This is a genomic window from Ruegeria sp. YKSF070 (assembly GCF_059612725.1).
Genome location: NZ_JBXWRD010000013.1, coordinates 23779 through 45375, shown reverse-complemented (window position 1 = coordinate 45375; position 21597 = coordinate 23779). Strand labels below are relative to the sequence as shown.

Genomic DNA, 21597 nt, shown 5'->3' with positions numbered 1-21597 from the left:
TTCTGCTCAGCGCAGTTGTCCAATAGTATAGGTCGGGGTCCGGTTTTCCCTGTCCAGATAGGCCGTTAGCGCCGCGGGGTCGGGGCTGTGGCCAGTTTTGGTTTCCGATGCGGCCAGACCGCCCGAGATGAAGAGGGAATCAATTCCTTCGCCCATCGCCCCGGCGATGTCTGTCTGGATGCCATCGCCGATGGCCAGGATCTCGCCATCGCCCACATCCTGGCCCAGCGCGGTCAGCCGACGGCGGGCCAGATCATAGATCGGCGGGTGCGGTTTGCCGAAATAGAGGCTCTCACCCCCCATCTCGGTGTAAAGCCGCGCCAGCGCCCCGGCGCACCATTCGCGGATTTCGCCGCGGTCGACCACAATATCGGGGTTGGCACAGAGCAGTTTCATCCCCTTGGTCTTGGCATAAAGGAAATCGGGCCGGTTCACCGCCGGGTCGGCCATGGGATCGAAGGGACCGCAACAGACGATGCCCTCGGCCTCTTGCAACGGAACACGGGTGATCTCGACCGGGTTGTCCAGCAGTTTGAGCGGCTCGAAAAAGCCCGCGTCGCGGTCCCATTCGCCCATGAAATAGACCTTTTGCCCAACCGCGCCCCGGAACATGGCGGACCGGGCACTGTCGCCACTGGTGGCGATGGTGTCATAGGCGTCCTGCGGCACGCCAAACTGGGTCAGCTGCGTCGCCACACCCGCGCGCGGCTTGGGCGAGTTGGTGACCAGCACCACGATGCCGCCCGCCGCGCGATAGGCCTGCAACGCGGCGACCGCATCGGGGTAGGCCGTCACCCCGTTATGGACACAGCCCCACAGATCGACGAACAGCGCGCGATAACGGTCGGAGATGTCGGAGAGGGTGTTGATGATCTGGGTCATTTCGAGGTCCGGCTTTGTAACTGTCGCAGGCCGTGTATGCCGCATGCGCCGGACGATGACCATGGGCAAGCGCTGACCATCAAGTGCGAAAGCTTTCCAGCCGCCGCCCGGTGCGGCGCGTCATCACGCGGCGGAGCGCGGTGGCATCACCATATCCGACCCGATGCGCGATCTGTTCCAGACTCAGCCCGCCCGAACGATAGAGGCGGATTGCCTCGGTCACCCGCAGGGTCTGGGCAAACTCGCCGGGGGTCATGCCCGCGACCCGAGACAAGCGGCGGGCAAAGGTGCGCGCACCCAGTCCGGCAGCATCGGCCAGTTCGGCCAGCGGCACCTGCCTGGCGATATGGCGACGCAGATGCAGTTCGGCCCGTTGCAGTGCCGGATCGCCCGCCACCAGTGTTGCCACTGACAGATAGGGGAGTTGGCTGGGTCGGCTGTCAGCCAGCAGAAAGCGGCGGCAATCCTCGGCCAGAGCATAACCTGCCTGTGTCTCGATCAGGTGCAGCATCAGGTCGATCTGGGCAAAGGAGGCCCCTGCCGTCACCAGCGCCCCATCGCTGCACAGCACCTCGCCCATCTCGACCCGGGCTTTGGGGAACCATGATCGCAGCAGTGGCGCCAGCCACCAGGTGGTGGTGACACGGCGCCCGTCAAGCAGACCGGCTGTCGCAAGGGCAAAGACACCGGAGCAGGCACCGGCGATGCGGGTGCCGGGCCGGGCGAGGTGGCGCAGCACCGCGCTTAGCGTCGCAAATGCAGGGCTGTCCATCGCGGCCCGCAACTCTTCGGCCGAGGCCAGCCCCAAACCCGGCAGCACGACCAGATCGGGCGTTGGAGTTTCGGCGGTCACCTCCTCGGGGCGCAGGGTGTGACAATGAAACGGAGCCGTTTCGCCGCGCAACCCGGCCACCCGGTTGGCGCTGTCCAGCATGTCCTCGGCGATGGCCAGGCTGGACCGTTGGCAGGGGGTGGGATGCAGCAGGAGGACTTTCAAGGCGAGTTGTCCATTTTGGTTTGAATAATGTCATTTGTGACACTAGCCCCATGTGCCGCCCACGTCCATTCTTGCCCGCGAAACCGAAGCCGGAGACCTGGAATGACCCTTACTGGCGGATGTTATTGCGGCGCTCTGCGTTACGAGGCCGAGGGCGCGCCAATGCTCAAGGCGCAATGCCATTGCCGCGCATGCCAAACCTACTCCGGTGGCGCGCCGAACCTGTTCATGGTGATGCCCGCCGCTGGCTTTCGCTATGTCAAAGGCACGCCCAAGAGTTTTCGACTGGAGGACCGGCCCGACCGCGTGACGCGCGATTTCTGCGCCACCTGCGGCACCGGGATCGCCTCGCACCGCCCCGGACTGTCGGCGGTGATCCTCAAGATCGGCACGCTGGACGACCCCGCGGTATACAAGGGCCCCAAGGCGGCGGTCTTTGCCGCAGAGAAACAGATGTTTCACATCATCCCGGAGGGGGTGCATGCCTTTGACGGGCTGCCCACGGTGTAACGGGATTCTCCTGTCTCGTCGGGTCAGATCACAACGCGATGCGGAACCGGGCGAACCCGTCCGGCCCATCGCCCGCGGCCTCGATCTTCACACCTTTTATCCCGTCAGCATATTGCGCGGCGGCCGGCCCGGTGTCGAACAAGACCGAGGTGCCGGGCAGGGGCGCAAACGACCAGTTTGCATCGGCGCTGGGATTGATCGTGCCTTGTTCGACAATGTAGCGCACGATCACGTCCCGGTTGGTGTCGGGTCCCTCGAAAATTATCGTATCCGGCGAGGCGCCCGGGAAGCTTCCGCCGCCGCTGGCACGGTAGTTGTTTGTTGCGACCACGAATTCCATGTCATCCGTCACCGGCTTGCCATTGAAGGACAGGTTGACGATGCGCTGGGCCTCGGGATTGGCCATGTCGCCCTTGGCGGTAAAGCGTGACGGCTGGCTGAGGTCGATCTGATAGGTCACCCCGTCGATCACGTCGAAATTGTAGGACGGGAAATCGGGGTTCAGCAGAACCTGGTCGGCCTCGCCCGGCGTGATCTGGTTGAAGATCCCGGCAGACCGTTCCAGCCAGCCCCGCAGCTGCGCCCCGTTCACCCGCGCGGCGCGCACCGTGTTGGGGTAAAGGTAAAGGTCCGCAACATTGCGGATCGCCACGTCGCCCACCGGGACATCGGTGTAGTACTGCGGCCCGCCACGTCCGCCCGCCTTGAACGGCGCTGCGGCCGACAGAATGGGCAGGCCCTCGTGTTCGGTGCCCTTCATCATTTCGGCGATGTACCAGGTCTGGGCAATCGACACGATCTGCACCGAGGGGTCATCTGCCACCAAAGCGAAATAGCTGTGCAGCGCTGCGTCGGTCTTGCCCACCGGGCGGCGGACATAGGCGAGTGTCGCCTCATGCTCGGCGCGCGCGGCCTCTTCGACCTTGGCAACACTTTCGACCAACGGCGTGATCGAGCGATCCTCGTTGCGCTTCGAGATCGGGCGCGCCTCGGCGGTATGGGCCACGATGCGCCATGCCCCGCCGTCACGTTCCAGCATCAGATCGATCAGCCCCATGTGAGAGCCCCAGAAGCCGCCCATGGTCGCAGGTTTGCCCATGATGGTTCCGGCAGTCGAGTCGACGCCCGCGGTCCCCTCGTATTGCGGGCCGGGGAAGACGCGGTGATGATGGCCGGTCAGGATCGCGTCGATCCCGTCGACGGCGGCCAGCGGAATAGCGGCGTTTTCCTGCCCGTCCACATGATTGGCCTCGCCGATGCCCGAATGGCACAGCGCGATGATGATATCCGCGCCCTGTTCCTTCATCTGCGGCACATAGGCCCGGGCGGTATCCACGATATCCCGCGCGATGACATTGTTCTCGAGGTGCCGCCGGTCCCAGTTCATCACCTGTGGCGGGACAAAACCGATCAGACCGATCCGGATCGGATGGGGTGTCCCGTCGCCGTCGATGACCTCACGATCCAAGATGACATAGGGCGGCAACAGCGTCTTGTCCTCGCGCGGGGAACTGCCCGCCTCGCGGGCGATATTGGCGCAGACAACCGGGAAATTCGCGCCAGCCAGCGACTTTGTCAGGAAATCGAGCCCATAGTTGAACTCGTGATTGCCCAAGGTCGATCCGTCAAATCCCAGCGTGTTCATCGCGGTGATGATCGGGTGGCTGTCGCCCTCGGCCATGCCGCGTTCATACGCGATGTAATCGCCCATCGGGTTGCCTTGCAGGAAATCGCCGTTGTCGATCAGCAGCGAATTGGTGCTTTCGTCCCGGATCGACTGGATCAGCGCGGCGGTGCGCGACAGGCCGACGGTGTCGATCGGTTTGTCGGCGTAATAGTCATAGGGGTAGACATGTACATGAAGGTCCGTCGTCTCCATGATCCGCAAATGGGCCTGCATCCCGGATGCCCTTGCCGAGAACGGATGCAGCGCGATAAAGCCGGCGGTTGCGCCGATAAAGGAACGGCGGTCCAGGAGAAGCGGCATTTTAGTACCTCCGGTTATTGAAAATGAGTTATCAATTCTAAAGGTCGGAGCACTGAACCCCGCCAGCACGCAGAGATCGGACAGCCCGATTCCCAAGGGCGCTGAACAAAGTGTCTCACTATCGCGGCCACAAAAAAAGGGCGCGTATCCGCGCCCATTCTCCGGTTTGAACCGGTTCGACAGAAGTGGCTGTCAGACCTTGAGGTTCGGGATGATCTGTTTCTTGCGGCTCATGATGCCGGGCAGGACAACCGTGTCGCCCGAAACCGAGGCGCCAAAGCTCTTTTCGGCCACCGTCTTGACCAGATCGTTGGGTACCAGCAGGGTGGCTTCCTCGTTCAGGATGTCGATCACGAACAGCAGCACCTGATCGGCGCCGTCTTCCTTGGCCACGTCGATCATCGAGGCCATCAGGCTGTCCTTGCGGTCCAGCAGCACCTGCGGCGCGGTGGTTTCCAGAACCGAGACCCGGAATTCCTTGCCGTCGACATTGTACTCTTTCGAGTCCATCCGCAGCAGTTCGGCATCCGAGAAGGACGACACGTCCGACTTGGCCGCGAACATTTCGGCGGCATAGGACGGAATGTCGATGCCCAGATCGGCGGCCAGTTTCTCGGCCACGGCGCGGTCGTGATCGGTGGTGGTGGGCGAGCGGAATTCCAGCGTGTCGCTGAGGATGCAGGTCAGCGCCGCACCCTTGATCGCTTCGGGCATGCGGGCGGCATCGTCGCCCATCAGGTCAACCATGATGGTGGCGGTGCAGGCCAGTGGGCGCACCGTGATGTCGATCGGGCCCTTGGTCTTCAGCCCGCCGATCAGCGCGTGATGGTCGATGATCTGGCGGATATCGGCGTCGTTGACGCTGGCGGGCAGTTCTGCGGGGTTGTTGGTGTCAACGATCACGACCGGGGCGTCTGCTGCCAGGTCTGAGATGATCTCGGGCTTGTCGAGACCCCAGCGGTTCAGCATGAAGGCCGCTTCGGTGTTGGGTTCGCCCAGCAGCACCGGTTTGGCGGCCTGGCCCTTCACCTCGGTCAGATACCAGGCCCAGACGATGGGCGAGCCGGTGGAGTCGGTGTCGGGGGATTTGTGGCCGAATACCTGAATGGTCATGTCTCTATCCTGCGGATGGTCGAATTTGCGCGCCTTATAGGGGCGTGGACTGGGCTTGTCACGGGGCGCTGTGCGGGCTGCGACCCTTGGTCTGTCCCGGCGTCAGAATTCGGCCCGTTTCAGGCTGTAACCCGCCTCGGCCAACAGGTTCAGCAGACCCTGTCGCCCATGCAGATGCGCGGCGCCCACGGCGACCACGGCGGTCTGGTCGCGAATCTCAAGGATATGGCGCATCCAGTTGTGATTGCGCCCCTCGACCAGCTCCAGCATGAAACTGTCCCAGAGCGGGGCGAACTCTTCGCGCGTCAAACCGCTGCGCGCCATCGCGTCGCGTCGCGAGAATTCCAAGAATTCAGCGTGGCGCTCTTCGAAATACATCGCGCTTAGCGTTACCAGCTGGTCGGCATTGGCGCCCAGCATGTTCGAGAACAGTTCCATGTCGCGCGCCTGTTCTTCGATCGGGGTGGCGGTGAACAAGGCCAGCAGTTCGGCGCTGGTCTCCAGCGAGTGCTGCGGCAGGCCATGGTGATCTGCCAGAACAGCAAGCCGCCGGTCCATGCCCAGTTTCGCCTTGGGATCGCGCAGCAGGCAGGGCGGCAGTGACAGGACCGAGCCCAGAACCCAAGGCTGCATCTTGGCCCCCATCCAGGCCGGGATATTGCGTTCTGCCAAGGCTGTGGCAATGCGGTTCCATCCCTCTTCGCTCATCAACTCTATCAGGGTCGGGCCTTCGGTGATCAGCGCCACTTCGGGGTTGCTCATCACCTCACGCTCGAATTCCGCCAGATCGGGGGTGTTCATCTCGAACCAGACCGCATCGGCACTTTCGATCACCGGCGCCAGCCGCTGGGCCGCGACGCTCATGCGGGCATCGTTCACATGCAGGGTACCGATCAGGTGCAGCGTGGTATCGCCCCGGGTCGCGACCCAATGATTGCCTTCGGGAAAAGGGATGGCTGCTGCGGCCTGCTCCAGCTCGGCGCGGTGCTTGTCCAGCAGATCGTCACGCAGATCGTGCCCCTCGCAGGCGGCCTGCGCTGCCAGCGGCATCAGGAGAAACAGCAGGACAGAGAGAAAACGCATCCCAAGCCCCCGCAAAGATCAGAATTCGGCCCGGCTAAGGCTGTAGCCCTGCCGTTTCAGCAGGTTCAGGATGCCGGTCTTGCCCGGTAGATGGGCAGCCCCCACCGCGACGACCAGAACCGGAACGTCTGCACGCAGGATCACCGGCAACCAGGCCCGGTTGCGCCGGTCCAGGATATGAGCGTCGAACTGGCGCAGCAGACGCGCGACTTCGCTGCGCGACACCTTGAGGTCGCGATAGAGTGTCCAACTTTCGATCAGCATTGCCTCGGCCAGGCGCTGTTCGAAATATGCATTGGCCATGGTAACGACCTGATCATCGTAGTTCATCTCGCTCTTCAGATCGAGCAGCAACAACTGGATCTGGTCGCGGATCGGGATTGCTGACAGCGCCCGCATCCCGTCGCCGACATTCTCGAGCGAGCCGATCGGCACCTTAGCCCGGATCGCGGTCTTTTCGATGCGGTCATCCAGGCCCTGATAGGCAAACAACCCGCGCCCGCCGCAGCCCGAGGTAGACAGGCTCATCGAGATGAACCAGGGCTGCATCCGGGCCAGCACCCGCTCGTCGACCCCAAGCATGGCCATCTTGACGCTGAGCAGGCGCCAGTCCTCGGCCCGCATCATCTCGTTCAGTCCGGGCCCCTTGGGGATGGTCAGCAGGCCGGGTGTGTTGCGTAACACGGTGTCGAGCGTGGCCAGCTTCTGCTGTGTCACCTCGAGCAGCACCGCATCGGCCGACCGGATCACCGGCGTCAGGTTGCGCATCGCCGCCCGCATCCGACTGTCACCGGTATGCTGTGTGCCGATGACATGGATGCGACGGTTGCCCTTGGTTGCGACCCAATGATTACCATAGGCAAAGGGAACCTGCTTGATGTCGCGTGCAAGGCGCGCCTCGGCCTCGGGAGTCAGCCGGTCGCGCATGTCGGTTCCGGTGCAGCGGGCCGCTGCTCCGCCTGCCACCAACAGGCAGAGGCAGATCAAAAACACGCGAAACATGACAAGGCTCCTGCAATTTCCGGCTTTCCCCACAGCTAGGCCGCCCGGGTCGGGGGGACAACCCCGGGGCAGGGGCACGATTGTATTGCCGCGGCGATGTGCCTAGCGTGCAACCATGCTACGCGAACAGGATCTCTACCCTCCGCTCAAGGCGATGTTCGAGCGGCAGGGTTATGTCGTCAAGGGCGAGGTCGGCGCGGCCGACCTGGTCGCGCGCCGGGGTGACGAGCCGCCGGTGATCGTCGAGATGAAGCTGCGGTTCTCGCTGTCGCTGTTTCATCAGGCGGTGGCACGGCTCGCGCTCAGCGACAGTGTCTATGTCGCAGTGCCGCGCCCGATCGGGCGCACGGCGCGGCGGGCATTGCGTGACAATCTGGCGCTGTGCCGGCGGCTGGGGTTGGGCCTGATCACCCTCCGCGCCGATGGCCGGGTCGAGGTCCAATGCGATCCCGGTCCCTACCGCCCGCGCAAGTCGAAGGCGCGCGAGGGACGGTTGCTGCGCGAGTTCGACAGGCTTCAGGGAGACCCCAACGCGGGCGGCGCCACCCGCCACGGCATCGTCACCGCCTATCGTCAGGATGCGCTGCGCTGCGCGGCTCATCTGGCCGACAGGGGGGCGTCACGCGGCGCTGACGTAGCACGCGTAACGGGTGTTGTCGCCGCGACCCGGCTGATGCGCGATAATCACTACGGCTGGTTCGAACGGGTCGAAAAGGGGGTCTATGCCCTGACCGACGAAGGCCGCGCCGGGCTGGTTCACTGGGCCTATAGCTGGGATCACGAGGAGGCGGCGGGCATATCTGAGGCAAAGACCGGTTCCGGATAGCCCACCCGTGCCAGGTAGAGGCCCTGCGGCGGGCAGACCGGCCCACAGGCGGCACGGTCGCGCGCCTCCAGTGCGCGGCGCACGTCCTCGGGCGCCCAGGCACCGGCACCCACGCGCTCCAGCGTGCCCACGAAACTGCGCACCTGGTTGTGCAGGAACGAGCGCGCGCGCACGTGGAACCGGATCTCGGGGCCGGCGAAGCTCTGGACCTCTTCGACGCGAAGCTCGTCCAGCGTCTTGACCGGGCTGGCGGCCTGGCAGATCGACGAGCGGAAGGTGGTGAAATCGTGCCGCCCCAGCAACAGGTCGGCGGCGGCCTGCATGGCGCGCGCGTCCAGCCGGTGCCCGACCTGCCAGACCAGCCCGGCATCATGGGTCGCCGGAGCCCGCCGCATCAGCAGGCGGAACAGGTATTGCCTTTCGGTGGCCGAGAAACGGGCGTGCCAGTCTTCGGCGACTCGCGCGGCGGCGGTGATCGCCACCGGTTGCGGTTTCAGGTGATAGTTCATCGCCTCCGACAGGCGGAACGGGTCCCAGTCGCGGGTCATGTCGCAATGGGCCACCTGACCCAAGCCGTGTACGCCTGCATCGGTGCGCCCGGCCGCAGCGATGGTATGGGGCCCCGGTTCCAGCCGCGCCAGCGCCGCCTCGATGGCGCCCTGCACCGAGGGCAGGTCCTTCTGCCGCTGCCAACCGGCAAACGGGGCGCCCAGATATTCGACTTTCAGTGCATAGCGTGGCATGGCCGCGCTGGTACCGTGCGCCCGTCGCCCTGTCCAGTGGGGGCGCTGCCCCCGACGCCGCAAGCGGCGACTCCCCCGGAGTATTTCCGGCGGTCTGAAGCAGGGCCGCATGGGCTTCTTTCTGGTGGGAAATACTTCGGAGTGCGAGGCGGAGCCTCGCAAAAAACATTGCAACCCTAGCAACCGGGCGGCGCGCTCTTTATCTTGGCGGGGAAACAGGCAGGGGCAGAACTTGGTCATAACCTCCATCGCAGACCGCGTGGTGCGCGGCGTCGAGAGCGTTTCGGATACGCTGAGCGAAGCGCTGTTCGAGCCGGTGATCCGGCTGGGCGTGACCGGGCTGGCGCGATCGGGCAAGACCGTGTTCATCACCTCGCTGGTGGCCAACCTGCTCGACCGGGGCCGTATGCCCGGCCTTGTCGCGGCACAGGAGGGACGGATCGAGGCGGCGTTCCTGCAACCCCAGCCTGACGACACCGTGCCGCGCTTTGACTACGAGGCGCATCTGGCGGCACTGACCGGCCCCGCGCCGCACTGGCCCGACAGCACCCGCGCCGTGAGCGAGCTGCGCCTGTCGCTCAGGGTACGGCCCGGTGGTCTGCTAGGCGGATTGCAGGGTCCGCGCACGGTGCATCTGGATATCGTCGATTATCCCGGCGAATGGCTGCTCGACCTCGGCCTGATGGACAAGAGCTATGAAGACTGGTCGGCCGAGGTGCTGGCGCGCATCCGCCCTCGGCTACAGGCGGCGGCCTATCTGGCGGCGCTCGAACCCGTCGATCCCACCACGCGCCATGACGAGCCGCAGGCCCAGGAACTGGCGCGGGCCTTTACCGTCTATCTCGAGGCGGCGCGCGTGGCGGGGTTTTCCGACTGCACGCCGGGGCGTTTCCTGCTGCCCGGCGATCTGGCCGGTTCGCCGGTGCTGACCTTTGCGCCGTTGCCGGTGACGGGCGCCGCGCCGCGCCGTTCGCTGCACCGGGAAATGGCGCGCCGGTTCGAGGCCTACAAGGCGCAGGTGGTGCGCCCGTTCTTTCGCGATCATTTCGCTCGTATCGACCGGCAGGTCGTGTTGGTCGATGCGCTGGGCGCCATTCACAAGGGTCCACAGGCGGTTGAGGACATGCGCCTTGCGATGGCGGATATCCTGAACGCCTTCCGGCCCGGCCGCAATGCCTGGCTGAACCGGTTGCTGCTGGGCCGCCGGGTCGACCGAATCCTGTTTGCCGCCACCAAAGCCGATCACCTGCATCATAAACAGCACCCGCAGTTGACCGCGATCATCGAGGCGCTGACCCGTGAAGCGCGCGACCGGGCGCAGTTCGCCGGAGCCGAGACCGCCGCACTGGCGCTTGCTTCGCTGCGCGTCACTACCGAGGAGATGCGCGCCCATGACGGGCGCGATCTGCCTTGCGTGCGTGGCACCCTGCTGGAGGGTGGACGGCAGGCGGCCTTCTATCCCGGTGCCCTGCCCGAGGACCCGGGCCAGCTGCTGAGCCCGGCCCGCGCCGGGGCCGAGGCCTGGTTGGGGGCGGGGTTCCAGGCGATGAGTTTTTCGCCCGCGCCGCTGCAGCTGAAGCCGGGCGACGGGCCGCCGCATATCCGGCTTGACCGGGCGGCGCAGTTCCTGTTCGGGGACCGGCTATGAACGCGGTGCTGCGCCTGGCCCGGCCCGGTGATGCCGAGGCGACCGGAGACATCCTCTATAGGTTTGCACAGGACACGCCCTGGATGCCCAAGCTCTATGAACGGGCCGAGACGGTGGGTTTCTGCGGTATCATGATCGGGCGTGGCTGGGTAAGCGTTGCTGTTATCGGCGGGCAGGTGGTCGGATTCATCGCCCGCGACGGGCAGGAGATCTGTTCGCTCTACCTTGCAAAAGCGGCGCAGGGACAGGGGCTGGGCGCGGCCCTGTTGGCTGATGCGATGGGCCAGAGCGACCGGCTGGAACTCTGGACCTTTCAGCACAATACCGGAGCGCAGCGTTTCTATGCGCGGCACGGCTTTGTCGAGGCCGCACGCACCGATGGCGCGGGCAACGAAGAGCGCCTGCCCGATATCCGCTATGAATGGAGGCGGTCATGACCCAAGGCCCGATCCTGTTCGATCTGAAGGACGAGAAAACGCCGCCACCCGCGGTGGTCGAGGCGCCGCCGGTGCCCGATGCGGATCGCCCGCAGGGTGCGGCCATGCAAACTGCCGCCCGCGTGGCGGCGCGGCGCCCCTCGCGGCTGGCGCGTTGGTTCTGGGGTCTGGCCGCTGCGCTTTTGGGGGCGGTGATCTCGGTCGCGGCCTGGGATTTCGTTACCGGGCTGATGGATCGTGTCCCGGTGCTGGGTTGGGCGATGAGCGCGCTGCTGGCGGGTTTTGTGCTGGTGGCTTTGCTGATCGCGCTGCGGGAGCTCGCGGCGATCGGGCGGCTGGGCCGGGTCGACGGGCTGCGCCGCGCCGCCGATGCGGCACTGGCCGAGAATGACCTGGCTCAGGCGCGCGCCGTGTGCCGAAAGCTCGATACCTTCTATCGTGGGCGCGAAGAAACCCGCTGGGGTCGCGAACGGTTGGCCGAACGCGCAGGCGAGCAGTTCGAGGCGCATGACCTGCTGGCGCTGGCCGAGGACAGTCTGCTGGCCCCGCTGGATGCCGAGGCGCAGCGCGAGGTCGAGGCGGCCGCGCGCCGGGTGGCCACCGTCACCGCACTGGTGCCGCTGGCGCTGGCCGATGTGGTCGCCGCGCTGGCCTCTTCGCTCAGAATGATCCGGCGTGTGGCCGAGATTTATGGAGGTCGTTCTGGCGTGCTGGGCAGCTGGCGGCTGACCCGCGCGGTTATGGCGCATCTGGTGGCCACTGGCGCTGTCGCAGTGGGTGACGACCTGCTGGAGCCGGTGCTGGGCGGCTCTGTCCTGAGTAAGCTGTCGCGCCGGTTCGGCGAGGGGCTGGTAAACGGCGCGCTGACCGCGCGGGTAGGTGTCGCAGCGATGGAGGTTTGCCGGCCCCTGCCGTTTTCGGCACGGCGCCGACCTTCGGTCCGGGGCGTGGTGCGCCGCGCCCTGACGGGAATTGTCAGCAAGGCCAATGGCTGACTTCGGGTGGTAAGGGGGCGCTGCCCCCGCCGACAAATTCGTCGAATTTTACCGGCTCCCCCGGAGTATTTTAGGCGAAATGAAGACAGGGTCAGAGAAGCGAGGGAATCTCGTCCGAGTTCTGTCGCATCGAGGTGAGCCCCATCCGCAACCCATGGCCGATCCGGTCGGCCAGCGCCCCCCAGCGGGCGGCGGTGTCGGCGGCAAGCTCTTGGGCCAGGACCTCGTGAAAAAGGGCAAGCCAGAGCGGGAAATGATCGGGCCGTATATCGGGGCGCGCGACATGCACCCGCATCGGGTTGCCGTCGTAGCAGCGCTCTTTCAGGATGGCATTGCGCCAGAAGGCGGCGATCCGCGCCTCATGCGCTGGCCAGTCGCGCACATGGGCGGCAAAGACCGGGCCCAGTTCGCCATGGGCGCGGATGCGGGCATAGAAGACCCTCACGACGCGGTCGATCTGGGGGGCGGTGATCCGGAACAGGGGCAGGGGGCTGGGCATTGGCGTCTCTTTTCTGACTGTTAAAGTCGGATATAGGATTCCGATCCGCAAGCGCCATACTGTCACAGGCGGGCGCTTGATCTGGGACAAGGACAGCCCACCGGGCAAACGGGAAGGCTAGCGCCATGAAAGAACATGGACATAGCCCGAAAGAGGTCTCGCAGCGGATCGGCGCCCCGCCCGGGCGCGGCGTGTTGCGCGACGTTGTTTATGGCGGCATCGACGGGTCGGTGACCACCTTCGCCATCGTGGCGGGCGTGGCAGGGGCGGGCCTGCCGCCCTTTGTCATCGTGGCGCTGGGGTTGGCCAATGTTCTGGCCGACGGGTTTTCGATGGCGGCGGGCAACTACTCGGGAACCAAGGCCGATCTCGACAACGTCCGGCGCCTGCGCGTGGTCGAAGAGCGCCATATCGCCCACTACCCCGAGGGCGAACGGCTGGAGGTGCGCGAGATCCTGGCGCAGAAGGGGCTGTCGGGCGAAGTTCTGGAACAGGCCACCGACGCAATCACCGCCGATCGTGGCAACTGGGTCGCGCTGATGATCGACGGTGAATACGGCCTTGGCAGTGTCGACCCGCATCCGATGCGCGCGGCGCTGGCGACATTCGCGGCCTTTCTGCTGGCGGGCATGATCCCGCTGTTGCCGTTCCTGTTCGACTTGGACGGCGCGTTCACCGTTTCAGCCTGGATGACTGCGGCGGTGTTCTTTGCCATCGGCGCGTTGAAAAGCCGCTGGTCGCTGGCGCCGTGGTGGCGGTCGGGGCTGGAGACGCTGGCCATAGGCGGGGCCGCGGCGGCCATCGCCTATGGGGTGGGAACGCTGTTTCACGCCTGAAGCGCCGGTAAGGCGCGTTATTGCAGTTCGATCTTCAGCGGATAGCCATACAGATCCTGTGTCTTGTCTCTCTGGCTTGCCTGGCTGGCGGTGACGGCGGCGCCAACCAGACCATAGCCTATCAAAACATGTGCCGCTGCGGCTGCCGAATAGGCCTGTTGCGTCAGATTCACCGGCTTGATCGTTTCGTCGAATTCGAACTGCTCCGAGGTACAGCGCACCCGCATCGGCGGTGTCTTGGTGCCATAAGAGGGCAGATTGACCTCGCCTGGAATTTTCACCTCGGCGGTGAAATGGCTGCTGGTAAGCTGGCAGGTCTTGGGCTTAAACGCTGGCGGAACGGCAGAATAAGACCGGCTGTCGGGAAAGGTGATCCGCACCGGGGTGATCTTTTCCGGGGCGGTCGCCTTGCCGGCAGCGCTCAGTTGCACGCTGTTGGAAAGTGTCAGTGCGGCTTGCGCGCCGGGAGAGGCCGGTTCGGTACAACCTGCAAGATTGCTTGTCAGCGCAAGGGCGAAAAAGGGCAGGAGGGGTTTGTTCATTTTGGTCTTTGTCGTGGATTGCTGTTCGCCCTTGGAATGCGTAACCAGGCACTCGTTTGCAAGCCCATTTGACGCCAATGCGCGTAAGGCAACCCGGCTGTGTCATAACGGCGCTTTCCCCCCGTTCGGGAATTGCCTATAAGGCGCCCATGACCCACCGTGCGGCCATCATTATTCGAATTACCTCCCCGGCGCTCTGACCAGATCGAGACGCCGGGCAAAGGTGCTTGAGCCATCGCACCGAACCGAATATCCCCCAACCGACATGATTGCCAGAGGACGCCCGAGATGTGCGCCGACACGACCGCTGAAACGCCCGAATACAAAGACACGCTGAACCTGCCGAAAACCGATTTCCCGATGCGCGCCGGATTGCCCGCGCGCGAACCGCAATGGCTGGAGCGTTGGGAACGCATCGGCGTCTATGACCGCCTGCGCGAAAAGCAGGGCCGCGCGCCCTTTACCCTGCATGACGGCCCGCCCTACGCCAACGGGCACCTGCATATCGGCCACGCGCTGAACAAGACGATCAAGGACATGATCGTGCGCAGCCACCAGATGATGGGGTTCGACGCGCGTTACGTGCCCGGCTGGGACTGTCACGGCCTGCCGATCGAATGGAAGATCGAGGAACAGTACCGCAAGAAGGGCAAGAACAAGGACGACGTCAACGTTGTCGAGTTCCGCCAGGAATGCCGCCGCTTTGCCGAGGGCTGGATCGACATCCAGCGCGAGGAATTCAAGCGCCTGGGCATCACCGGCAACTGGGCCGATCCTTATGTCACCATGGACTATCACGCCGAGGCGGTGATCGCCGACGAGTTCATGAAGTTCCTGATGAACGGCACTTTGTATCAGGGTTCCAAACCCGTGATGTGGTCGCCCATCGAACAAACGGCGCTGGCCGAGGCCGAGGTCGAGTATCACGACAAGGAAAGCTTCACAATCTGGGTGAAGTTCCGGGCGGTGAACAGCGGCGATCTGGACGGTGCGCAGGTGGTCATCTGGACCACTACGCCCTGGACCATCCCGTCGAACAAGGCGGTGGTCTACGGCAAGGAGATCGCTTACGGCCTCTACGAGGTGACGGGCACCCCGGACGAGTGCTGGGCCTCGGCGGGCGACAAGTTCATCCTTGCCGACAAGCTGGCCGATGACGTGATGCGCCGCGCCCGGCTGGACCCGGACATGTATCGCCGCGTGGGCGACGTGGACCCGTCGCAGATCGGCGGCCTGACCCACCCGTTGCATGGCGCCGAAGGCGGCAATGGCGAGTGGGATGATATCCGCGATTTCCGCGCCGCCGAATTCGTGACCGATACCGAGGGCACCGGTTTCGTGCATTGTGCCCCATCCCACGGGATGGAGGAATTCGAGCTTTACCGCGATCTGGGCATGCTGGAGCAGGTCATCACCTATAACGTGATGGACGATGGCTCGTTCCGGGCCGACCTGCCGTTTTTCGGCGGCAAGTACATCCTGTCCCGCAAGGGCGGCGAGGGCGATGCCAACAAGACGGTGATCGACAAGCTGGTCGAGGTCGGCGGGCTGCTGGCGCGCGGCAAGATCAAGCACAGCTATCCCCATAGCTGGCGGTCCAAGGCGCCGATCATCTATCGCAACACGCCGCAATGGTTCGCCAGCGTCGACCGTCCCGTCAATGACGGGCAGGATACCTATGGCAAGACCATCCGCGAACGCGCGCTGACCTCGATCGACCAGCTGGTGAAGTTCACCCCGCAAACCGGGCGCAACCGGCTCTATTCGATGATCGAGGCGCGGCCCGACTGGGTGCTGTCACGCCAGCGCGCCTGGGGCGTGCCGCTGACCTGCTTTACCCGCAGGGGCGCGCTGCCGACCGATGCGGACTTCCTGCTGCGTGATCCGGCCGTCAACGCCCGCATCTTTGCCGCGTTCGAGGCCGAGGGCGCCGATTGCTGGTATGCCGAGGGCGCCAAGGAGCGCTTCCTCGGCAACGATTACAAGGGTGACGAATGGGATCAGGTGTTCGATGTGCTCGACGTCTGGTTCGACAGCGGCTCGACCCATGCCTTTGTGCTGCGCGACCGCGAAGACGGTACCGCGGACGGCATTGCCGATGTCTATATGGAGGGCACCGACCAGCATCGCGGCTGGTTCCACTCCTCTCTGTTGCAGGCCTGCGGAACGCTGGGCCGCGCGCCCTATCGTAACGTGGTCACGCACGGGTTCACCCTCGACGAGAAGGGCATGAAAATGTCCAAGTCGCTGGGCAACACCATCGTGCCCGACGAAGTGGTCAAGCAATACGGCGCCGATATCCTGCGGCTTTGGGTGGCGCAGACCGACTATACCGCCGACCAGCGCATCGGGCCCGAGATCCTGAAAGGCGTGGCCGACAGCTATCGCCGGCTGCGCAACACCATGCGCTTCATGCTGGGCTCGCTCTCGGATTTCACCGAGGCCGACCGGATCGAGGATCCGGCCGAGATGCCGCCGCTGGAACGCTGGGTGCTGAGCCGCATGGCGGAACTGGATGAGCAGGTGCGCAAGGGCTATGCGACCTTCGACTTCCAGGGCGTCTATAGCGCGGTGTTCAACTTTGCCACCGTGGACCTGTCGGCCTTCTACTTCGATATCCGCAAAGACGTGCTTTATTGCGACGGCGACACGGCGCGCCGCCGGGCGGCTCGCACGGTGCTCGATCTGCTGTTCCACCGGCTGACCACCTGGCTGGCACCGGTGCTGGTGTTCACCATGGAAGAGGTCTGGCTGGAGCGCTATCCGGGCGAGGACAGCTCGGTCCACCTGGTCGATTTCCCTGACACACCCGCCAGCTGGCGCGACGCCGAGCTGGAGACGCGCGTCGCCCGCATCCGCCGGGTGCGCCGGGTGGTGACCTCGGCGCTGGAAATCCAGCGCCGTGACAAGGTGATCGGGTCGAGCCTCGAGGCGGCCCCGGTGGTGCATGTCGAGGATGCGGGCCTGCGCGAATTGCTCGCCGGGCTCGACATGGACGATCTCTGCATCACCTCGGGCCTGACGGTGACCGGTGATCCGGCCCCTTCCGAGGCGTTCCGCCTGCCCGAAGTCGAAGGCGTCGGCGTGGTGTTCGAAACCGCCGAGGGTGAGAAATGCCAGCGCTGCTGGAAGATCCTGCCCGATGTCGGCCGCCACGCCCATGCGGGCGTCTGCGGCCGCTGTGACGCGGCGCTGGGCTGAGGGGATCGCTGCCGGGCGGCAGCGACCGGGGCGAGGGGCGCTGCCCCTCGCGCTCCCCGGAGTATTTGTGGCGAAATGAAGTTGGAACAGGGCGCGACATCTTGTGCATGATCCGCTGCGGCGCCATGGTCGGGGCATGCCGAGCCTGACCGTTGATACGCCGACCGGCACCTTTGTCCTGACCGAGGAGGATGGTGCGATCATCCGCGCCACCTGGGGGCTTGGCGGATCGGACCACACGCCTCTGCTGGAACGGGCGGCGGCGCAGGTCAGGGCCTATTTCAGGGGCGAGTTGGAGCAGTTCGAGCTGCCCTTGAAGGTGCGCGGCTCGGCCTTGCAACGCGCCGTTTGCGACGCGATTGCTGCGATCCCCTATGGCTATACCCGCACCTATGGCGAGATCGCGCGCGATCTCGGCTCCTCGGCCCAGGCAGTGGGCCAGTGCTGTGGCGGCAATCCGATCCCGGTAATCATCCCCTGTCACCGGGTGATGGGCGCCCGAGGCCTGACCGGGTTTTCCGGAGAGGGTGGCGTGGAGACCAAGGTGGCTCTTTTGCGACTGGAAGGGGCTGCGGGCTTGCTCATCTGACCCAGATCAAGGCAAGCTGGGCGTCAACCCATTCAGATATCGTCTGGAACATGGACAGGAGACGAAGATGACCGACCGCGCCGCGCAGAAACAGGCCGTGCATGACAAGCTGATGTCGCTGGAGGCAGCCGAACTGGCTGCGGCCAAGGCGCATTACGAAGCCTTCCTGAAGGAGGCGCAACTGGGCGACCGGGAGGTGCATGACAAGGACGATCTGGTGGCCGCGCGCGAGAACCGCGATCTGGCCGCTGCATTCGATGCGCCGGTGCAGGCGCATCACGCCAAGATCGACGTGATCGAAAACACCGATTTTGCGTTGACCGACACGGTTGGGCCGGGCGCGGTGGTCTCGTTTGGCGGTCGCAACTTCGTCGTCTGTGTCTCGACCACCCGGTTTGAGGTCGATGGCAAAACCTATATGGGCATCTCGACCCAGAGTCCGATCTATCTGGCGATGAAGGACCTGCGGGCGGGAGAGAGCTTTGCCCATAACGGCCAGGACTTCGAGATCGAAGATATCATGTGAGCGGCTTGCGTGGCCGGCATGTGCGGTGTGGCTATGCGGCCGAGGCCGAAGCGCTGATTACCGCTTTCGAGGCGCTGGACAGTGCAGACGTGCTGGCTCCGGTCATTGATGATCTGCCTGAACCCCCCGGTCTTTGTCTGGATCTCGGGGCCGGCAGTGGACGGGATGCGGCTTGGCTGGCAGCGCGCGGACTTCGGGTCTGGGCAGTCGAGCCGGTGGCTGCCTTTCGCATTGCGGGGCGGCAGCGTCATCGCGGCCACCCGATCACCTGGGTCGATGACAGATTGCCCAACCTGACCCGGCTTCGCGGGTTGGGACTGCGCTTTGACCTGATCCTGACGATCGGGGTGTTTCATCACCTGTCGCCGCAAGCGCAGCAAGAGGGATTGATCACCGCTTTGGCACAGTTGTCGCCGCGGGGCCGGATGATCCTGTCATTGCGCCATGGGCCGAACCCGGCAGCGAGGCCGGGCCACCCGGTCGATACCGACGCATTGGTTGCGAGTGCCACGGCGCAGGGGATGCGGATCCGGCGCCTGATCCGGGGAGTGCCCTCGATTCAGCCCGGCAACCGGGCGTCGGGGGTCAGAAGGGACTGGCTATGTCTTTCTCGGGAATGACCATCTGGGCAATCCCCGCAAAAATCAGGTAGAGGCTGGTCACCACCAGGCCCCAATGCGCCCAGCTTTCGGGGTGAAACCCGACCCAGGCGGCCCAGCCCGCGAAAAAGGTCCAGGCCAGCGCCATCGGCAGGGTTACCGCGCGCCAGCGCTGAGTTCTGACCGGATGAACGAATTTCAGCGGCAGGAACATCGACACCGCCAGCACGGTGACCAGCACAAGGCTGACCCAGAAATTTGGCTCGAGCGCGAATATCACCAGGACAACCATGTTCCAGCAGCCCGGAAAGCCCGAGAACGAGTTGTCCTTGGTCTTCATCCTTGTGTCGGCGAAATACATGGCGCTGGCAAAGGTGATGATGATGATCGCGAACCAGCCGGTCCAACCATCCATTAACCCGGATTTGAACAGGGCAAAGGCGGGTATGAACACATAGGTCAGATAGTCGATGATCAGGTCCAGCAGCACCCCGTCGAATTCGGGCGCATAGGTCTTGACGTGATAGCGGCGGGCCATAGGCCCGTCGAGCCCGTCGACAAAGAAGGCCACAACCAGCCACAGGAACATCAGGTCCCATTTGGCATCTACCGCCGCCAGCATCGCCAGCATGGCAAAGACAGCGCCGGTGGCGGTAAAGAGATGGACGAAGAGGGCACGGAACTGAGGTGTCATCCGCCCCTCATGACGGAAAAATGTTCGGGTTGCAATTCGTCTGCAGCAATCGGTTCCGGGGCGTGGGCGTCAGGCCTTGGGGTGGCTACGGTTGTAGACTTCCATCAAGTGGGCGGTGTCGACGGCGGTATAGGCCTGTGTGGTCGACAGAGAGGCATGGCCCAGCAGTTCTTGAATCGCGCGCAGGTCGCCGCCGGCTTCGAGCAGGTGGGTGGCAAAGCTGTGGCGCATCGCATGCGGGGTGGCGGTGGCGGGCAGGCCCAGCTGCATCCGTGCCTTGGCCATCACCGCCTGGATGCTGCGGGCGTTCAGCGGGCCGCCCCGGGCACCGCGAAACAGCGGTGCCTCGGGTTCCAGCGGCCAGGGGCAGAGCCGCAGATAGGCGTCGACCGCTGCACGAGCGGCCGGGATCACCGGCACCAGACGTTCCTTGCCGCCCTTGCCGCGAATGCGCAGCGTGGCGGGCAGTGGTGCCGCGTGCCCGGTCAGCGACAGCGCCTCTGAGATGCGCAGCCCGCAGCCATAGAGCAGGGTCACCACCGCCATGTCGCGGGCAGCGATCCAGGGTTTGGTCGATTGCAGCTCGACCGTGTCGATCATCGCGCGCGCCGCATCCTCGGCCAGTGGGCGGGGCAGTTTCTTTTGGAACTTTGGCGCCCGGGTCGACAGCACGGCGGTGGGTTCGAACCCCTCGCGTTCGGCCAGCCAGCGATAGAAGCTCTTGACCGCCGAAAGCTTGCGCGCCAGCGAGCGCGGTCCGATCCCGTCGGCGCGCATCTGCGCCATCCAGGCCCGCATATCGGGCACCCCGATACGGGCCAGCGGCGCCAGCCCCTGCGTCGCGCCGAAATGCAGGGTCATGAAGGAAATGAACTCGACCACATCGCTGCGATAGGCGGTGATGGTATTCTCTGCCCGACCCGCCAGTGCCCGTTGCGTATCCAGCCAAAGCTGCAACGCATCGCGGCAGGCGGGTGAGATCAGGCTCACGACAGCCAGCGGCGCATCGTGCGTTCGAACACGCCGGCAAAGAAAGAAAGCAGGTCGGTACCCAGTTGCGGGGTGAACTGATGCGGGTCCTCGGCTCCCATTGCGAGCATACCGGGCAGGCGTCCGGGCCCCAGGTCGAGTTTCAGGCAGGCCTCGGATCGGATCCAGTCGGCGCGGCGGCCATAGACCTGCGGCGTGGCCTGTTGCAGCTGGCGCAGCGTGACCTGACGCGCCACCGCGTTGCGCCCGGCGGTCAGGTAACTGTCGACAAATCCGGGCTGTGCCACGGTCAGTACATCGTCGAGCCGTTCCAGCGAGGCCCCGCGCTCGGCCTGGTTGCTTTCCAGCACCAGCCGGATCGCATCGACGCGCAGAACCTCGGCCACTTCGGCGCCGAGATCGCGCAGGAAGGTTTCGAAATCCACGGGGTCGAGCAGCCTAAGGACCGCGCGCTGCACCTGATTGGTGCCGGCAAGATTCTCGTAAGCGGCCGCGATGACCGAGCGATGCGTGTCCTCGAGCCGGTCGAGCCGGGCCTCGAGCCGCTCCATCGCGATGCCGCGCAGATCGACCACATTGCCGCCCATCGCTCGCTCGTTCGCGGCGACAAGCGCATGCATGATGTCCTTGTCATCCAGTACCGCCTGCGGCTTGGCGATGATCGCTTCGCGCAGGGTTTCGTCCAGTTTCGGGCTGCTGCTCATTCACGCCTCGTTTTATGTTGGGACGTTTTATAACACGGGATTGCGATTTTTCTGCCGAAAAATCAACATCCGTGCGGAATTCTACTACCGGATGTGCTCTGACACGGTTCGTGTAAGCATGCTGACATTACGGGGCGCCGAAGAAAATTCGTCGAATTTTCTTCGGCCTTTCCCCGACTTTTCACAGCGCGCGG

22 protein-coding genes are annotated in these 21597 nt (G+C 64.7%); 10 read left to right on the top strand and 12 right to left on the bottom strand.

From position 1 onward, the window contains the following. Positions 1-6: 6 nt before the first annotated feature. On the bottom strand, positions 7-882 hold the full coding sequence (locus AC2FL1_RS09430) for an HAD family hydrolase (protein WP_496876736.1): 876 nt from the start codon (positions 880-882) through the stop codon (positions 7-9). A gap of 79 nt (positions 883-961) precedes the next feature. After that, on the bottom strand, positions 962-1879 hold the full coding sequence (locus tag AC2FL1_RS09425; RefSeq protein ID WP_496876735.1) for a GlxA family transcriptional regulator: 918 nt from the start codon (positions 1877-1879) through the stop codon (positions 962-964). Positions 1880-1981: 102 nt separating this feature from the next. On the opposite strand from AC2FL1_RS09425, the gene AC2FL1_RS09420 reads away from it, so the two are divergent. After that, positions 1982-2389 carry a GFA family protein gene (locus tag AC2FL1_RS09420; RefSeq protein WP_496876734.1) on the top strand — a complete coding sequence of 136 codons (408 nt, stop codon included), beginning with the start codon at positions 1982-1984 and terminating at the stop codon, positions 2387-2389. A 28-nt stretch (positions 2390-2417) separates the two neighbouring features. On the opposite strand, the gene AC2FL1_RS09415 is transcribed toward AC2FL1_RS09420, so the two are convergent. The 4 genes from AC2FL1_RS09415 to AC2FL1_RS09400 form a co-directional block, all read right to left on the bottom strand. Further along, on the bottom strand, positions 2418-4376 hold the full coding sequence (locus tag AC2FL1_RS09415; RefSeq protein WP_496876733.1) for a bifunctional 2',3'-cyclic-nucleotide 2'-phosphodiesterase/3'-nucleotidase: 1959 nt from the start codon (positions 4374-4376) through the stop codon (positions 2418-2420). Between the two features lie 192 nt (positions 4377-4568). Beyond that, positions 4569-5489: a manganese-dependent inorganic pyrophosphatase gene (locus tag AC2FL1_RS09410; RefSeq protein ID WP_496876732.1), complete on the bottom strand. Its 921-nt coding sequence runs from the start codon at positions 5487-5489 to the stop codon at positions 4569-4571. Positions 5490-5591: 102 nt separating this feature from the next. Next, positions 5592-6572, bottom strand: a complete 981-nt coding sequence (locus tag AC2FL1_RS09405; RefSeq protein WP_496876731.1) for a TraB/GumN family protein — start codon at positions 6570-6572, stop codon at positions 5592-5594. Positions 6573-6590: 18 nt separating this feature from the next. After that, positions 6591-7574: a TraB/GumN family protein gene (locus AC2FL1_RS09400; RefSeq protein WP_496825635.1), complete on the bottom strand. Its 984-nt coding sequence runs from the start codon at positions 7572-7574 to the stop codon at positions 6591-6593. Between the two features lie 115 nt (positions 7575-7689). Here AC2FL1_RS09400 and AC2FL1_RS09395 point away from each other — a divergent pair, with 115 nt between their 5' ends. Beyond that, positions 7690-8400 (top strand): DUF2161 domain-containing phosphodiesterase, encoded by a 711-nt coding sequence (locus tag AC2FL1_RS09395; protein ID WP_496825633.1) that lies wholly within the window; start codon positions 7690-7692, stop codon positions 8398-8400. Here AC2FL1_RS09395 and truA read toward each other — a convergent pair. Next, complete coding sequence (gene truA, locus AC2FL1_RS09390; RefSeq protein ID WP_496825631.1) at positions 8352-9143, bottom strand: tRNA pseudouridine(38-40) synthase TruA; 792 nt, start codon at positions 9141-9143, stop codon at positions 8352-8354. The two genes, AC2FL1_RS09395 and truA, sit on opposite strands and share 49 nt — an antisense overlap. Before the next feature lie 232 nt (positions 9144-9375). Between truA and AC2FL1_RS09385 the strand changes: the two genes are divergently transcribed. Genes AC2FL1_RS09385 through AC2FL1_RS09375 form a run of 3 tightly spaced genes read left to right on the top strand, consistent with a single transcriptional unit; the run spans position 9376 to position 12223 of the window. Further along, entirely contained in the window at positions 9376-10791 is a 1416-nt protein-coding gene (locus tag AC2FL1_RS09385) for a YcjX family GTP-binding protein (protein WP_496876730.1), read from the top strand. Beyond that, a complete protein-coding gene (locus AC2FL1_RS09380; protein ID WP_496825627.1) occupies positions 10788-11228 on the top strand; it encodes a GNAT family N-acetyltransferase in 441 nt (146 codons plus the stop codon). The genes AC2FL1_RS09385 and AC2FL1_RS09380 overlap by 4 nt, the downstream gene beginning before the upstream one ends. Continuing rightward, positions 11225-12223, top strand: coding sequence for a YcjF family protein (locus AC2FL1_RS09375; protein ID WP_496876729.1), 999 nt, complete (start codon positions 11225-11227; stop codon positions 12221-12223). The genes AC2FL1_RS09380 and AC2FL1_RS09375 overlap by 4 nt, the downstream gene beginning before the upstream one ends. Positions 12224-12314: 91 nt before the next feature. Here AC2FL1_RS09375 and AC2FL1_RS09370 read toward each other — a convergent pair whose 3' ends face one another. Beyond that, the gene (locus AC2FL1_RS09370; protein WP_496876728.1) at positions 12315-12722 is read right to left on the bottom strand and encodes a group III truncated hemoglobin; all 408 of its coding nucleotides are present in this window, start codon (positions 12720-12722) and stop codon (positions 12315-12317) included. A 125-nt stretch (positions 12723-12847) separates the two neighbouring features. Between AC2FL1_RS09370 and AC2FL1_RS09365 the strand changes: the two genes are divergently transcribed. Next, positions 12848-13558 carry a VIT1/CCC1 transporter family protein gene (locus AC2FL1_RS09365; RefSeq protein ID WP_496825621.1) on the top strand — a complete coding sequence of 237 codons (711 nt, stop codon included), beginning with the start codon at positions 12848-12850 and terminating at the stop codon, positions 13556-13558. 17 nt (positions 13559-13575) lie between these two features. On the opposite strand, the gene AC2FL1_RS09360 is transcribed toward AC2FL1_RS09365, so the two are convergent. Further along, the gene (locus tag AC2FL1_RS09360) at positions 13576-14100 is read right to left on the bottom strand and encodes a hypothetical protein (RefSeq protein ID WP_496825619.1); all 525 of its coding nucleotides are present in this window, start codon (positions 14098-14100) and stop codon (positions 13576-13578) included. 288 nt (positions 14101-14388) lie between these two features. Between AC2FL1_RS09360 and ileS the strand changes: the two genes are divergently transcribed. From ileS to AC2FL1_RS09340, 4 genes are all read left to right on the top strand, one after another. Beyond that, positions 14389-17301 carry an isoleucine--tRNA ligase gene (gene ileS, locus AC2FL1_RS09355; RefSeq protein WP_496876727.1) on the top strand — a complete coding sequence of 971 codons (2913 nt, stop codon included), beginning with the start codon at positions 14389-14391 and terminating at the stop codon, positions 17299-17301. 136 nt (positions 17302-17437) lie between these two features. Beyond that, positions 17438-17890 (top strand): methylated-DNA--[protein]-cysteine S-methyltransferase, encoded by a 453-nt coding sequence (locus AC2FL1_RS09350; protein ID WP_234142988.1) that lies wholly within the window; start codon positions 17438-17440, stop codon positions 17888-17890. 67 nt (positions 17891-17957) lie between these two features. Further along, complete coding sequence (locus AC2FL1_RS09345; protein WP_496825615.1) at positions 17958-18416, top strand: hypothetical protein; 459 nt, start codon at positions 17958-17960, stop codon at positions 18414-18416. Further along, positions 18413-19036, top strand: a complete 624-nt coding sequence (locus tag AC2FL1_RS09340; RefSeq protein WP_496876726.1) for a class I SAM-dependent methyltransferase — start codon at positions 18413-18415, stop codon at positions 19034-19036. Before AC2FL1_RS09345 ends, AC2FL1_RS09340 begins: the two co-directional genes overlap by 4 nt. On the opposite strand, the gene AC2FL1_RS09335 is transcribed toward AC2FL1_RS09340, so the two are convergent. From AC2FL1_RS09335 to AC2FL1_RS09325, 3 genes are all read right to left on the bottom strand, one after another. Continuing rightward, complete coding sequence (locus AC2FL1_RS09335) at positions 19002-19709, bottom strand: CDP-alcohol phosphatidyltransferase family protein (RefSeq protein ID WP_234139774.1); 708 nt, start codon at positions 19707-19709, stop codon at positions 19002-19004. The two genes, AC2FL1_RS09340 and AC2FL1_RS09335, sit on opposite strands and share 35 nt — an antisense overlap. A gap of 69 nt (positions 19710-19778) precedes the next feature. Then, a complete protein-coding gene (locus AC2FL1_RS09330) occupies positions 19779-20699 on the bottom strand; it encodes a tyrosine recombinase XerC (protein WP_496825611.1) in 921 nt (306 codons plus the stop codon). After that, entirely contained in the window at positions 20696-21403 is a 708-nt protein-coding gene (locus AC2FL1_RS09325) for a DUF484 family protein (RefSeq protein ID WP_496876725.1), read from the bottom strand. The genes AC2FL1_RS09330 and AC2FL1_RS09325 overlap by 4 nt, the downstream gene beginning before the upstream one ends. Between the last annotated feature and the right edge of the window lie 194 nt (positions 21404-21597).

Coding starts and splice junctions, on each gene's coding strand:
- AC2FL1_RS09430 (WP_496876736.1), bottom strand. CDS start 882: ATGACCCAGATCATCAACACCCTCTCCGACATCTCCGACCGTTATCGC.
- AC2FL1_RS09420 (WP_496876734.1), top strand. CDS start 1,982: ATGACCCTTACTGGCGGATGTTATTGCGGCGCTCTGCGTTACGAGGCC.
- AC2FL1_RS09415 (WP_496876733.1), bottom strand. CDS start 4,376: ATGCCGCTTCTCCTGGACCGCCGTTCCTTTATCGGCGCAACCGCCGGC.
- AC2FL1_RS09410 (WP_496876732.1), bottom strand. CDS start 5,489: ATGACCATTCAGGTATTCGGCCACAAATCCCCCGACACCGACTCCACC.
- AC2FL1_RS09405 (WP_496876731.1), bottom strand. CDS start 6,572: ATGCGTTTTCTCTCTGTCCTGCTGTTTCTCCTGATGCCGCTGGCAGCG.
- AC2FL1_RS09400 (WP_496825635.1), bottom strand. CDS start 7,574: ATGTTTCGCGTGTTTTTGATCTGCCTCTGCCTGTTGGTGGCAGGCGGA.
- AC2FL1_RS09395 (WP_496825633.1), top strand. CDS start 7,690: ATGCTACGCGAACAGGATCTCTACCCTCCGCTCAAGGCGATGTTCGAG.
- truA (WP_496825631.1), bottom strand. CDS start 9,143: ATGCCACGCTATGCACTGAAAGTCGAATATCTGGGCGCCCCGTTTGCC.
- AC2FL1_RS09380 (WP_496825627.1), top strand. CDS start 10,788: ATGAACGCGGTGCTGCGCCTGGCCCGGCCCGGTGATGCCGAGGCGACC.
- AC2FL1_RS09375 (WP_496876729.1), top strand. CDS start 11,225: ATGACCCAAGGCCCGATCCTGTTCGATCTGAAGGACGAGAAAACGCCG.
- AC2FL1_RS09370 (WP_496876728.1), bottom strand. CDS start 12,722: ATGCCCAGCCCCCTGCCCCTGTTCCGGATCACCGCCCCCCAGATCGAC.
- AC2FL1_RS09365 (WP_496825621.1), top strand. CDS start 12,848: ATGAAAGAACATGGACATAGCCCGAAAGAGGTCTCGCAGCGGATCGGC.
- AC2FL1_RS09360 (WP_496825619.1), bottom strand. CDS start 14,100: ATGAACAAACCCCTCCTGCCCTTTTTCGCCCTTGCGCTGACAAGCAAT.
- ileS (WP_496876727.1), top strand. CDS start 14,389: ATGTGCGCCGACACGACCGCTGAAACGCCCGAATACAAAGACACGCTG.
- AC2FL1_RS09350 (WP_234142988.1), top strand. CDS start 17,438: ATGCCGAGCCTGACCGTTGATACGCCGACCGGCACCTTTGTCCTGACC.
- AC2FL1_RS09345 (WP_496825615.1), top strand. CDS start 17,958: ATGACCGACCGCGCCGCGCAGAAACAGGCCGTGCATGACAAGCTGATG.
- AC2FL1_RS09335 (WP_234139774.1), bottom strand. CDS start 19,709: ATGACACCTCAGTTCCGTGCCCTCTTCGTCCATCTCTTTACCGCCACC.
- AC2FL1_RS09325 (WP_496876725.1), bottom strand. CDS start 21,403: ATGAGCAGCAGCCCGAAACTGGACGAAACCCTGCGCGAAGCGATCATC.